12 protein-coding genes are annotated in these 13,355 nt (G+C 63.3%); 11 read left to right on the top strand and 1 reads right to left on the bottom strand.

Features of this window, described 5'->3' with window-relative positions; genetic code table 11:
• Nucleotides 1–38 precede the first annotated feature (38 nt).
• Nucleotides 39–1,298: an ABC transporter substrate-binding protein gene (locus tag ACVISU_RS33900; RefSeq protein WP_456709838.1), complete on the bottom strand. Its 1,260-nt coding sequence runs from the start codon at nt 1,296–1,298 to the stop codon at nt 39–41.
• A 169-nt stretch (nt 1,299–1,467) separates the two neighbouring features.
• On the opposite strand from ACVISU_RS33900, the gene ACVISU_RS33895 reads away from it, so the two are divergent.
• The 11 genes from ACVISU_RS33895 to ACVISU_RS33845 all read left to right on the top strand — a co-directional run bounded on the left by ACVISU_RS33895 (nt 1,468) and on the right by ACVISU_RS33845 (nt 13,243).
• Nucleotides 1,468–1,596 carry a hypothetical protein gene (locus tag ACVISU_RS33895; protein ID WP_283807383.1) on the top strand — a complete coding sequence of 43 codons (129 nt, stop codon included), beginning with the start codon at nt 1,468–1,470 and terminating at the stop codon, nt 1,594–1,596.
• Nucleotides 1,593–2,237, top strand: coding sequence for a TetR/AcrR family transcriptional regulator (locus tag ACVISU_RS33890; RefSeq protein WP_456709837.1), 645 nt, complete (start codon nt 1,593–1,595; stop codon nt 2,235–2,237). Before ACVISU_RS33895 ends, ACVISU_RS33890 begins: the two co-directional genes overlap by 4 nt.
• Nucleotides 2,234–3,007: an SDR family NAD(P)-dependent oxidoreductase gene (locus ACVISU_RS33885; protein WP_456709836.1), complete on the top strand. Its 774-nt coding sequence runs from the start codon at nt 2,234–2,236 to the stop codon at nt 3,005–3,007. The genes ACVISU_RS33890 and ACVISU_RS33885 overlap by 4 nt, the downstream gene beginning before the upstream one ends.
• 9 nt (nt 3,008–3,016) lie before the next feature.
• Nucleotides 3,017–4,939 (top strand): NAD(P)-binding domain-containing protein, encoded by a 1,923-nt coding sequence (locus ACVISU_RS33880; RefSeq protein WP_456709835.1) that lies wholly within the window; start codon nt 3,017–3,019, stop codon nt 4,937–4,939.
• A 499-nt stretch (nt 4,940–5,438) separates the two neighbouring features.
• On the top strand, nt 5,439–6,071 hold the full coding sequence (locus ACVISU_RS33875; RefSeq protein ID WP_456709834.1) for a DsbA family protein: 633 nt from the start codon (nt 5,439–5,441) through the stop codon (nt 6,069–6,071).
• A 253-nt stretch (nt 6,072–6,324) separates the two neighbouring features.
• Nucleotides 6,325–7,119: a class II aldolase/adducin family protein gene (locus tag ACVISU_RS33870; RefSeq protein ID WP_050405258.1), complete on the top strand. Its 795-nt coding sequence runs from the start codon at nt 6,325–6,327 to the stop codon at nt 7,117–7,119.
• Nucleotides 7,120–7,789: 670 nt separating this feature from the next.
• On the top strand, nt 7,790–9,379 hold the full coding sequence (locus ACVISU_RS33865; protein WP_456709833.1) for an ABC transporter substrate-binding protein: 1,590 nt from the start codon (nt 7,790–7,792) through the stop codon (nt 9,377–9,379).
• A 56-nt stretch (nt 9,380–9,435) separates the two neighbouring features.
• Complete coding sequence (locus ACVISU_RS33860; protein ID WP_050405256.1) at nt 9,436–10,371, top strand: ABC transporter permease; 936 nt, start codon at nt 9,436–9,438, stop codon at nt 10,369–10,371.
• A 67-nt stretch (nt 10,372–10,438) separates the two neighbouring features.
• Nucleotides 10,439–11,260: an ABC transporter permease gene (locus ACVISU_RS33855; protein WP_456709832.1), complete on the top strand. Its 822-nt coding sequence runs from the start codon at nt 10,439–10,441 to the stop codon at nt 11,258–11,260.
• Complete coding sequence (locus ACVISU_RS33850; protein ID WP_456709831.1) at nt 11,257–12,237, top strand: ABC transporter ATP-binding protein; 981 nt, start codon at nt 11,257–11,259, stop codon at nt 12,235–12,237. The genes ACVISU_RS33855 and ACVISU_RS33850 overlap by 4 nt, the downstream gene beginning before the upstream one ends.
• Nucleotides 12,230–13,243: an ABC transporter ATP-binding protein gene (locus tag ACVISU_RS33845; RefSeq protein ID WP_456709830.1), complete on the top strand. Its 1,014-nt coding sequence runs from the start codon at nt 12,230–12,232 to the stop codon at nt 13,241–13,243. Before ACVISU_RS33850 ends, ACVISU_RS33845 begins: the two co-directional genes overlap by 8 nt.
• Nucleotides 13,244–13,355 lie beyond the last annotated feature (112 nt).

Raw genomic sequence — 13,355 nt, 5'->3', positions numbered from 1 at the left:
CGGAAACAGCGGGCTGCTGCCTCCGCCTTTGCATGCGATCAGGTGTAGCCCTTGCTCTTCTTCCACTCGGCCTCGAGCTCGAAGATGGTTTTCCAGTCCCCAGCCTTCACGTCAGGCACGTAAGGCTCCTGCGGGATCGTGGTTCCCCAGCCGATCGCGTAGCCGACCAGCGTGTGGTCGTCGGCACGCATGGTGACGGTGCCGTCGGCGCCGAACGGACACTTGATGGTGAGTCCGGTGAGCACCTCCGCAACCTTCTTGCCGTCGGTCGAGTTCGCCTTCTTGACGGCCTCGCTGAGGAACATGACGGCCGTCGCGTTCTGCCAGGACCAGTTGGTCGGATACTCGTTGTACTTCGCCTTGTAGGCATCGCCCCAGGCCGCGTTCTCCGGCGTCGGCGGGAATGTCTTGATGTAACGGTCGCCGGAGTGGATGCCCTTGGGCAGGTTCTTCACCACCGTGAGTGCGGTGTAGTCGGCCATGTTGACCGCGAACACCTCCACCTGGGCGAACATCGCGTAGATGTTGGCCTGGTCGATATAGGAGGTGAGATCGCCACCCCACAGACAGGAATAGAGCGCCTGCGGCTTGGCCTGCAGGATCTTGGTCACCACCTCGGTGTAGTCGGGCTGAAACAGCTTCGGCCATGATTCGCTGATGATCTCGACATCGGGTGCGAACTTCTTCAGATACAGCACGAACTCGCCGGTGGTGTCGCGGCCATAGGCATAGTCGGGCGAGCAGGTCGCCCACTTCTTTAAGCCCTTTGCCTTGGCGATCCCGGCTGCGTAGCCCGCCCCCACGATCGAGTCATGGATACCCTGTCGCACGCAACGGAAGGCGTTCGGGATGTGCTGCTTGGGATCGGCCGTCAGCGACGACGCTTCCGAGCAGGTATGGATGCAGAGCACGCCGAGATCGCGCGCCACCTCGTGAACCGCAAACGATCCCGACGACGCCTCGCCGTCGAGCAGCATCTCGCAGGCGTCGGTGTTGACGAGCTCGCGTGCGATGCGCGCAGCTTCCTGCGGCTGTCCCTTGGAGTCGCGGATCACCATCTCGATCTGCCGCCCGGCAAGGCCGCCGGCGGCATTGATCTTCTCCACTTCCAGCAGCACCGCGTTGCGCGAGGACGTGCCAAGCTGCGCGACGCGGCCCGACAGGATGGTCGGCATGCCGATCTTGATCGTCTTGGCCTGTGCGCGCGCCACCCACGGCGCGGCAAAGGTCGCCACACCGACGCCGATCAGCGCAAGCGTCGAGCGCCGGCTGATGCCCGGTTTCCGGGTCCTCGTCATGTTCCCCTCCCTGTCGGGTTGGCTTTCCCAAATCCCTGCCGGAGATCGTTTCGTCTCCGTGACCACAATGCTTTCAGAGCAAGGGGGGTGACGTCAAGCCAAAGATGAATTACGAGTCAGAATTCACCGCGGGAGAATACGACGCGGGAATCGGCTCGACGAGCGGCAAATGATCAATCTTTTCAGCTTCATCGCATTTCATGCCAGGCGGTCTCCGGACCGCGACAACCTGCCGCGCAATCCATCCGGCAAGATGCTCAAGCGCGTGCTGCGCGCCGAACTCGAGGCCACCGCATGACGCAAGCGACTTCAGCCAAAGTGACAAAACTGAACCGGGTCGAGCGCAACGCCTGGACCAAGCAGAAGATCTTCGACGCCGCCACCAAGGTCGTCGGCAAATACGGCTACGCCGAAGCCTCGGTTGCGCGGATAACGGAAGCTGCCGGCGTCGCCCAAGGCACCTTCTACAATCATTTCGAGAACCGTCAGGAGCTGCTCGACCAGTTGCTGCCGAAGATCGGCCTCGACATGGTCCGCTTCATCCATGCGCGCACGGGCACTGCGAACGAGGCCCGGCAGGAGGTCGAGCGCTTCAGCGCGTTCTTCGATTTCATCCGCGAGGTTCCCGAGTTTCTCCGCATCCTCAACGAGGCCGAATTCTTCGCGCCGATCGGCTACCAGAAGCATTTCGACAACATTTCCAGCGCTTATGTCCGCATCCTCCAGCGCGCGCGGGCCGCAGGAGCGACCAACACCTTCAGCGACGAGGAATTCGAGGCCATCGTCCAGGTCTTGATGGGCGCGCGCGGCTATCTCAGCCGCCGCTATTCCTACTCCGAACAAGGCGTCACCGCCGTGCCTGATTATGTCATCACGGCCTATCAGAAGCTGGTCACGCGCGGCCTGTTCACCCCGAGCGACAAGGGAAGGAAATCATGAGCGCCGACGGCACCATCCTCGTCACCGGCGGCAGCCGCGGCATTGGCGCTGCGACCGCAACTCTGCTCGCCGATCAGGGCCATCGCGTGATCATCGTCGACATCGCTCCCGAGCCGCTGGCCGGAACCGCCGCCATCCTCTGGCCGGCGCCGTTCGACGTCGCGAGCGAAAGCGCTGTCGTCGCCGGCATTGCCGATATCGAGAAGGCACACGGCCCGATCACGGGCCTCGTCAACGCGGCGGGCGTGTTCGGCAAGATGCACAGGATCGAGCGGGTGCGGATGGAGCAATGGGACCGCGAGATCAATATCGACCTGCGCGGCACCTTTCTGGTCGCGCGCAGCGTCGGCATCGAAATGGCGAAGCGGCGGCACGGCGCGATTGTCAACGTCGCCTCGGTGGCCGGCATGACGTCGGGTCCAATCCACGCCTATACCGCGGCGAAGGCTGGCGTCATCCAGATCACACAGACGCTCGCCGCCGAATGGGGACGTTCCGGCGTCCGCGTCAACGCGGTGTCGCCCGGATTCACCCGCACCGCAGCGCTCGAAGCCGGCATAGCGTCGGGCGCCCTGAACAAGGATCTGCTGGCGCGGCCGACTGCGATGAACCGGCTGGTTGAGCCGGTGGAAGTGGCGCAGGCGATCGCCTGGCTGCTCTCGCCGCAGAGCAGCGGCGTAACCGGCATCAACCTGCCGGTCGATGCCGGCTACATCGTCGGCACTACCTGGGCCGCCTATGGCGGCCTGCCGGAAGCACCGGCGAGCTGAGGATAACACATGAATATCGAGCTTCCGCGCCAACACCTCGATCTGTCCTCCGCCATCGCCGAAGGCGACATCCGCGTGCTGCTGATGGTGCTGGTGCACATGACCGGCGACGAGAAATGGCTCGAGCCGCCGTACAAACCGAAGCGCGACGTCCGCCTGATCCCCGATCCCGACGCCGGCGTGCCAAAGGAGATCCAGGACGAGATCCGCGCGGCCGTCCTGAACCTGTTCGCGAATGGCACGCCGAAGCCCGTCATCACCGATCCCGGCGATGAGCTGATGCTGCGCATGATGCGCGCGACGCTCGGCGAGAATGTCGCGCCGGAATATGCTCCGCTGATGCGGGAAGAGATGGGGTTCGTTCCCCGCGACGCGCGCTGGCGCGAGCGCCCCTCCGAGGCGAGGCTTGTGCAGCAGCACGTGCTGATCGTCGGCGCCGGGGTCTGCGCGATCGCGCTCGGCGTTGCGCTCGGGCGGCTCGGCATTCCCTACACCATCGTCGAGAAGCAGGACGAGATCGGCGGCACCTGGTACGTCAACCGCTATCCCGGCTGCGGCGTCGACACGCCGAACCACTCCTATTCGTTCTCGTTCGGCGCTCGCAATCCCTGGACCCGCTATTTTGCACAGCGCCAGGAATTGCTGGACTACCTCCTCAAGGTCGTCCGCGAATACGACATCCGCAAGCACGTCCGCCTTTCGACCGAACTGGTCGCCTCGCGTTGGGACGAGGGCAAGCGGCGCTGGATCTCGACGCTGAAAACCGCGAACGGCGAGGAGACCTTCGAGTCCACCGCCCTGGTCAGCGCGATCGGCCAGCTCAATGATCCCTTGGCTGCCCGCTTCACCGGCGACGAGGATTTCAAGGGCCTTAAGATTCACTCGGCGCGGTGGTCCGACGACATCAAGCTCGACGGCAAGCATGTTGCCGTGATCGGCACCGGCGCGACCGCGATGCAGCTGGTGCCCTCGATCGCGGATCGCGTCGCCTCGGTCACCGTCTACCAGCGCACAGCGCAGTGGGCGCGGCCGGTCAAGGGTTATTCCGATCCGATCACCGAAGGCGCGCAGTGGCTGCTCGCCCATCTGCCGTTCTACGTACAGTGGTATCGCTTCAACATGTTCTGGCGTTACGGCGACGGACTGCTGCCGTTCCTGCGCAAGGATCCGACGTGGCCGCATCCGGAGCGCGCCGTCAACAAGAGCAACGACCGGCATCGCCAGGAATTGGCCGACTTCATCCTCTCCGAGCTTAAGGATCGTCCCGACCTGATCGAGAAGTGCATGCCGACCTATCCGCCCTACGGCAAGCGCATCCTGCTCGACAACAACTGGTTCAAGACGCTGACCCGTCCCAATGTCGAGCTGGTCACCGACAAGATCGACCATTTCGCGGCGAACGGCATCGTCACAAGCGACGGCACATCGCGGCGGCACGACGTCGTCGTGATCTCGACCGGCTTCAAGGTCTCGGAGATGGCGGCGCGTCTCAACATTACCGGGCGTGACGGCAAGAACCTCAAGCAGACGTGGCGCAACGACAATCCGACCGCATATCTCGGCCTCACCGTGCCTGACTTCCCCAATTTGTTTCTGATGCTCGGCCCCAACTCGGGGCCTGCGCATGGCGGCAGCGTGATCTTCCAGTCGGAATGCCAGAGCCGCTACATATCCGCCTGCCTCGTCGAGATGATCGAGAACGACATCGCCGCGATTGATGTGCATCCGGACGCACACGACGAATATATCCGCAGTGTCGACGCCGAGCATGAGCAGCTGATCTGGACGCATCCGGGCATGACGACGTACTACCGCAATAGCAGCGGCCGGGTGTTCTCGGCTATGCCGTGGCGGTTTGTCGACTATTGGAAAATGACGCACGATCCGGACCTCACGCAGTATCGTAAAACCAAGGCGCGACAGGAAAGCTGACCTGAATTACCCCGCTCGTTAACTTGACAGCGGACCATAACTGCCGCAGCATTTCGCTGACTGCACCTGTCGGGGTGTAGGAGCGTCTGCTCCTCGCGTCGCAGGAATTGACGGACGATTATGGGATCGGCCGCCAGGCAGCAGAAGCGGACAGAGGTCCGTCGGCCCACCCTTGGAGAGGAGCATGACGCCACCGGCGAAAGCCAGCGACCTTGCTCAGCAAGGTCTCGGTGCACGTTGAGGCGAATAGCAGCTGCTAGCCGCGTGTGCCGCCGACAATCTGAACATATCCGCAGGACGAGGGCGCAAAGGCCAAGCGCTCTCAGGTCCAGAAACACCACTGGTCTACACCAGAGATTCTTCGCTAAAACGAAGTAACAGGGCCCCGCGATGCTTGAATGCACCGGGGCCCATTCGTTTGCGCGCCTCCTCTCCCTCGTCGCACCGCATTGCGCGACCGCGCCGGATCGGAAACAATCGTCCCGACAGGTGAGGAACGATGACCGAAAAGCCGCGCGTACGCATCTACACGGACTACAAATCTCCCTACGCCTATGTCGCCAACAAGCGGCTGTTCGAGCTCGAAGACACCATTGGCGTCGAGCTGGAATGGCTGCCCTACACACTTCGAATTCCCGAGTTCATGGGCACGGTCGAGGAGCGCACGCCGCATTTCTGGCGCAAGGTGCGCTACTCCTACATGGATGCACGGCGGTTCGCCAACGCGCAGGGACTGACCATGAAGGGGCCGCGCCGGATCTACGACGCATTCTATTCAAGCGCCGGGATGCTGTTCGCGCAGCGCCATGGGCTGTTCCGGCCCTACCATGACACGGTGTTCCGGAAATTTTGGAACCACGAGCTGGAGATCGACGATCTGTCCGAGATCGCCGGCGTGATCTCCGCGATCGGCGGCTCCGCCGACGCCTTCGAGGCCTATGTTCGCGGCCCTGCCCGCGCGGAACACGACGGCATCATCGACGAGGCCGAAGCGCTCGGCGTGTTCGGCGTGCCCAGCATGGTTTTCAACGGCGAGCTGTTCTGGGGCGGCGATCGCATCGACATGCTGATCGAGCGGATCAGGCATCCGGAATCGGTCGCCGCCGCGCTCGGCAGCCGGCACCGGACATGAGCATCGGCTGTTCCGAGGTTTCGTGGGAGAAATGCAGGACGGCAATACGAATCTTGCGTTCGCTCATTTTGCGCGCCTCGACTGTTTTCCGCTTCCTGACATCGAAGGTGCGGCGCGCCAATGCCGCATTCGGCTTTTGCCCGCCAGACCTGCAAATAAGCAGACGCGCCGCCGCTTGCCGCGTCACCGATTCTGCTATGGTCCGCGCAACAATCGGGCCCCGGCCTCGCAGACATCTCAAGGAGAGAACGCCATGAATCCCCCCGTCAGCTCGCCCGCGATCAAGGTCGTGAAATCCGTTCGCGAGCAAGTGAGCGCCGAGGAATGGCAAGCCCGTGTCGATCTCGCCGCCTGCTATCGCCTCACGGCGATGTACGGCATGACCGAGATGATCGCGAACCACATTTCCTGCCGCGTGCCCGGCACCACCGACCAGTTCCTGATCAACGCCTACGGCATGCTGTATGAGGAGATCGACGCCTCAAGCCTGATCAAGGTCGACGTCGAGGGCAATACGCTGCTCAACGCCACCGACTACGACGTCAATGTCGCCGGCTTCGTCATTCACAGCGCCATCCACATGGCCAAGCATGACATGGATTGCGTCGCGCACACCCACACCCCGGCCGGCATGGCGGTGTCCGCGATGGAATGCGGCCTGCTGCCGCTGGCGCAGACCTCGATGCGCTTCCTGCACATCGCCTATCACGACTTCGAAGGCATTGCTGACAATGTCGATGAGCGCGAGCGCCTGGTGCGCGACCTCGGCGACAACGAAGCGATGATCCTGCGCAACCATGGCCTGCTCGTCGTCGGCCGCACCGTGCCGGCCGCGTTCAACGTGCTGTTCCGCCTCGAGCGCGCCTGCCAGACCCAGGTGATGGCGCTGTCCTGCAACACCAAGTTGATCTATCCGCCGCAAAACATTCTCGAAGACACCTATGAGCGGATGCTGCCCAAGCCCGGCCGCGCCGCCCGCAATGGCGAGCTGGCCTGGCCCGCGCTGCTGCGCAAGCTCGATCGCGCCGATCCGTCGTACCGGGAGTGAGGATTGAGATCGACGTTGCGTCGTAACACATCTTCCACGATGCCGCCGGGGGAATCGGACAGGCGACTTTCCCCCCGTCGTCCCGAAGGCGGGACCCATACGCCGCGGAAATATTGTTGACGGAACTCGTCGTCCCGGCGGTGCACGGCATCAGCACTTGTGGTTATGGGTCGCGGCTTTCGCCGGGACGACGATGAGGATGGGTCTCGCGCGCTACGATGTACGGTCATTGCGTAGTTCATCTCGGTGTCATCGCCCGGCTCGACCCGTCGATGACAGGTGCAGTTGGGGCCACAGCATCGCATTCTCGCGACATCATTTGCCCGAGTCTTGCTTTTCGTTCCGCCCTCGAGCCGGGTGCCGATCGCCCCGAACCTGGCTGCACGATTTCGGGACGAAAGCCGAAACCCTTTCAATCGTAAGCGTTTACACACTCGCAAAAGTTGCAAAGCGGGATTTCCAGCGCGCTCACATGGTGACCGGTGAGCGACGCGGTCCTTCGGACCAGATGCGTGCAACCTGCGGCGTTTCGTTGATCCTGCCCTTCGCACCGAGCCGACGGAAATATTTGGTGCCGGTCACCCCCGACATGACACGAGGACCCTTGCGCTTGACGTACTGCCGATGGTCAACTCGCTGATCGGAACGCGTCTGTAGCGTTGGGGGAAGCATGAAGTTCAAGATGTTTGCGATCGCGGTCGGCCTCGGGCTCGCGCTCGCCGCCACGGCGGAGGCCCAGACACCGCGCAAGGGCGGGACCATTCGCATGACGGCGCCTTATGGCTCCAGCTTCACCAGCATGGACATCCACACCACACCGCGCGCCCAGGACGAGATCTACGCCAAGGCCCTGCACCGCTCGCTCTACATCTGGGACTCGACCGAGGGCAAGCCGGTACTGGAACTTGCCAAGGAGGTCACCGTCTCGGGCGGCGGTCTCATCTATACGTTCAAGCTACGCGACGACGCCTATTTCCATAGTGGCCGCAAGATGACGGCCGACGACATCATCTGGTCCTACAACCGCATCATGGACGGCACCAAGGCCTATCCCGGCGCCCGTTTCGTCCGCCTGATCGAGGGCGCGGCCGAGGTGGAGAAAGGCCAGGCCAAGGAAATCTCCGGCCTGAAGAAGATCGACGACTTCACCCTCGAAATGAAGCTGACCGAGAAGGTCGATCCCGCCTTCTATTTCTTCACCGCGTTGACCTCGATCTATCCCGCCGACGAGGGCGGCAAGGAGAGCTTCCTGCAGAAGCCGATCGGTCTTGGTCCGTTCAAGTTCGTCGAGCACGTGCCGGGATCGCGTATCGTGCTGGAACGCTGGGACCGGTTCTACAAGCCCGGCAAGCCATATGCCGACAAGATCGTGATATCGCTGATGGGCGAAGCCGCGGCGCGCGATGTCGCCTTCCGCAACAAGGAAATCGACACCTCGGTGCTGGGGCCGGCGCAATACGTCGCCTATCAGGCCGATCCCAACCTCAAGGGCACCATCGTCGAGGTCGCCGAGGTCTTCACCCGCTATATGGGGATGAATCCGACGTTCAAGCCGTTCTCCGACAAGCGGGTTCGGCAGGCCGTCAACTATGCGATCGATGCCGATCTGATCATCAGCAAGCTGGTCAAGGGCAAGGCCTATCGCGCCACGAGTTGGCTGCCTTTGACCTCGCCGGCATACGACAAAACCATGAAGCCCTATCCCTACGATCCAGCGAAGGCGAAGCAATTGCTCGCGGATGCGGGTTATCCCAACGGCTTTGAATTCGAATGGACCACCAGCCAGAACGAAAGCTGGGGCCTGCCGATCGTCGAAGCCGCGATCCCGATGCTGGACAAGGTGGGCATCAAGGTGAAGGTCAAGCAGATCGAGACAGCGGTGCTGGCAGAGGTCATCCGCAAGGGCGACTTCCAGGCCTTCATCTATTCCCAGGCCACCGGCCCGGATCCGCAGGCAGCGCTCAAATGTTTTCATTCGGCGACGCCGCAATCGGCCTGCAACTACACGACCTTCAAGAACCCGGACTTCGACAAGATCATCGATGACGCCGGCCAGACCGACGATGCCACAAAGCGCGTCCAGCTGCTGCAAAAGGCCAATGCGCTGCTGCAGGAGGAAGCGCCGATCTGGTTCTTCAACTACAACAAGGCTGTCATGGCGGTGCAGCCCTGGCTCAAGGGAATTCAGCTGGACGCAACCGAGCTGACCCATCAGAATGTCGAAGACCTCTGGGTCGACGAGACCTCGCCCGCGAAGTGACAGGTGCCATGCTCCTCCATCGCGACAAACGATCGAGGGACTGAGGAGAGCGCCCCATGCTGTCCTTCGCGATCCGTCGAGTCCTGCAAACCATTCCGACCGTGCTGGCCGTCGTGCTGTTGATCTTCGTGTTGTTCAGCGTCGTTCCGGGCAGCATCGTGTCGAGCATGGGCGATGACGGCCGAGGCCCGACCGACCCACAGGTCGTGGAACGCATGAAGAAGCAGCTCGGGCTCGACGATCCCGTCTATGTGCGTTTCGGCTCCTATGTCGCCAAGCTCACGACGGGTGATTTCGGGACCTCGTTCCGGACCCGCGAGCCGGTCACGACCATGGTCGCCAAACGGATGTGGCCGACGCTGCAGCTGATCTTCGCAGCCCTGGCGTTTGCGATTGCCGTCGGCGTACCGCTCGGCTTCATCGCCGCGCTGAGGCCGGGCAGCATTGTCGACACGATCTCGATGGTGCTGGCGGTGTCGGGCCTCTCGATGGCCAAATTCTGGCTCGGGCTGCTGCTGATGTATCTGTTTGCATTGAAGCTCGGCTGGCTGCCGAGTTTCGGCTATGGCGATGGCAGTCTCAAATATCTGCTCCTGCCTGCCGTAACGCTCGGCGTCTCGCCAATGGCGCTGCTGGCGCGGACGACGCGGGCCGCGGTACTCGAGATCATGACCGCAGATTTCGTCCGCACCGCACGCTCCAAGGGCATGAGCGAGACCCGGGTCGTGACGTGGCACGTGATGCGCAATGCCCTCGTCATCATTCTGACCGCGATCGGCCTGCAATTCGGCGTCGTGATGGGCCAGGCCGTCGTCGTCGAGAAACTGTTTTCCTGGCCCGGCATCGGCTCCTTGCTGGTCGACAGCGTCCTGCAGCGCGATATTCCCGCCGTCCAGGGCACCATTCTCGTGGTGGTGCTGTTCTTCCTCACCGTCAATACATTGGTTGATCTGCTCTATGGCGTGATCGACCCCAGGATCAGATACGCATGAGCGGCGGCCGGTCTCATCACGTCAGCGCCCGTTCGATCGTGCAGCCTGCCCCGGCGGAGCGGCCGCGATGAGGCTTGGGACCAGTGCAATCATCGGCGGGGTGCTGTTCGCGCTTTCGATCTTCGTCGGCCTGTTCGCACCGTGGCTCGCCCATACCGATCCGGTCATGGGCGCCAACCTCATGAATGCGGAAGAACCGCCGAGCTGGACCTGGTGGTTCGGCACCGATGCGCAGGGCCGCGATATCTATTCCCGCGTCGTCCACGGCGCGCGGATCTCGCTGACGGTCGGCATCGTCTCGCAGCTCGTCAACAGCGTCATCGGTGTGACGCTGGGCCTGACTGCGGGCTATTGGGGCGGCTGGTGGGACGATTTCGTCAACGGGCTGACCAATCTGATGCTCGCCATCCCCTCACTGATCTTCGCACTCGCCATCATGGCGGTGCTTGGGCCCGGCCTGACCAGCCTCCTGATCGCGCTCGGATTGACCAACTGGTCGTTCACCTGCCGGATCGCACGCGCCTCGACGCTGTCGCTGAAGAGCCAGGGCTATGTGCAGGCCGCAAGAGTGCTCGGGTATGGCGATCTGCGCATCATGATCACGCAGCTGCTGCCGAACATGGTCGGCCCCATCATCGTCATCGGCACGCTCGGCATGGGCGGCGCGGTCCTGGCCGAGGCCTCGCTTTCATTTCTGGGCCTCGGCATCCGTCCGCCCTATCCAAGCTGGGGCAGCATGCTGTCGGAGGCCCGCGACCAGATCACCACGGCACCGTGGCTGTCCGTCTTCCCGGGCCTCGCGATATTCCTGACGGTGCTCGGCCTCAATCTGCTGGGCGATGGCTTGCGTGACGTGCTCGATCCCCAGTCGCGGAGCCGGCGCTCATGACGGCCGCTCCGCTGATCGAAGTCGAAGACTTGCGAATCGATCTCGACGACGGCGCCAAGCATGTTGCGGCGGTCGAGGGTGTTTCATTCCGCATCGATCGCGGCGAGACATTCGGCCTTGTCGGCGAATCCGGCTGCGGCAAGAGCATCACGGCGCTCGCCTTGATCGGCCTGCTGCGCCGGCCGCTCTCGGTCGCCGCCGGAGCGATACGTTTCGAGGGCCGCGAGATCCAGGGACTTTCCGCGGCTGAGCAGCGCGCGCTGCGCGGCAATCGCATCGCCATGATCTTCCAGGAGCCGATGACGGCGCTCAATCCGGTCTCGCCGGTCGGCCGGCAGATCGCGGAGATGTTCGTGCTGCACAAGGGCAAGAGCTGGCGCGAGGCAGATCAGTTGGCCGTCGAGGCGCTGGCGAACGTGCGTGTTCCGGCACCGGAGCGGCGGGTGAAGGACTACCCGCACCAGCTTTCGGGCGGCATGCGCCAGCGCGTGATGATCGCTATCGCGCTGGCATGCGATCCGGATCTTCTGATCGCCGACGAGCCGACCACCGCGCTCGATGTCACAGTGCAGGCGGAGATCATCGAGCTGATGCGCAACCTATGCGCCGAGCGCGGCACGGCGATCCTGATGATCAGCCACGATCTAGGCCTCGTCGCCAACGTCTGCCGCCGCGTCGGCGTCATGTATGCCGGCCGCATCGTCGAGGAACGCGGCTCGGATGACATCTTCCGCGCCTGCGCGCATCCCTACACGCAAGGCCTGGTCGACTCGCTGCCACGGCTGGGGAGCCGCGCGGCACTCGGCCGGTCGCGGCTCAGGGAGATCGCCGGCGTCGTACCGGCGATCGCGGACTTTCCAGCCGGTTGCCGCTTCAATCCGCGTTGCGCACAGGCAACCGAGATCTGCCGGACCACCGCACCCGAGACAACGTGGCTCGGTGCAGGTGGCCTGGTCAGGTGCCATCACCATGCATGACCCCGCGGTGAAGCCCAGCGACGATGTCATCCTCAGCGTGGAGGATCTCGCGGTGCATTTTCCGCTCGGCGGCGGCTTGCTGGGCGGCGGCCAGCGGCTGCTGCGCGCGGTCGACGGCATCGATCTCGAACTGAAGCGTGGCGAGTGCCTCGGTCTCGTCGGCGAATCCGGTTGCGGCAAGTCGACCGTCGCACTTTCGCTGCTTGGACTCCTGACGCCGACGCGGGGCAGGATCGTGCTCGACGGGCACGTCGTGACGGGCCGGCGATCGGTCGATCGCAAGCTGCTGGCGCGGACCGCCCAGATGGTGTTTCAGGATCCCTACGCCTCACTCAACCCACGCCAGACCGTTCGTCGCACGCTGGAAGACCCGTTGCGCCTGCATGGCGTGACGGCCAAAAGCGAAATCGACGGACGCGTTGCGGCGATGCTCAGGCATGTCGGCCTGCGGCCCGAACAGGCCGGCCGCTACCCGCATGAATTCTCCGGTGGCCAGCGCCAGCGCATCGGCATCGCCCGCGCGCTGATCCTCAATCCCAAGATCGTCATCTGCGACGAACCGGTATCGGCGCTCGATGTCTCGATCCGTGCCCAGATCATCAATCTGCTGCTGGAATTGAAGGAAAGTCTGGGCCTCTCCTACATCATGATCAGCCACGACCTCGGCGTCGTCGAGCACATGAGCGACAGGGTCGCGGTCATGTATCTCGGCCGCATTGTGGAGACGGGCGGCTGGCGCGACATCTTCGAACGGCCGGCACACCCGTATACGCAAACCCTGATATCTGCCATTCCCGATCCGCTGCGCCGCACACCGCTCGCGACGACGAGGGGTGAGCTTCCGAATCCGCTCAATCCGCCGGACGGATGTGCATTCAGTCCACGCTGTCGTTACGCCGAAGCGGTGTGTCAGCGCGAGCCTCGGCCTTCGCTTCAAACGCGTCCGGACGGGCACGCGGTCCGGTGCTGGCGGGCCGACGAGATTGCCGGTCAGCTTCCAAGCTGAATGGTGTGCGCTCCAGCGCCGCGGCAGAGCCATTGAGCAGGACGTTGAAGACGACGGCCTGCCCGTTACCGATGTTCTGCGCGGCAATAGCGGAAATGGTAGTCCGTAGGGC

This window comes from Bradyrhizobium sp. USDA 4452, assembly GCF_054063575.1.
This window is presented reverse-complemented; position numbering and strand designations above follow the sequence as displayed.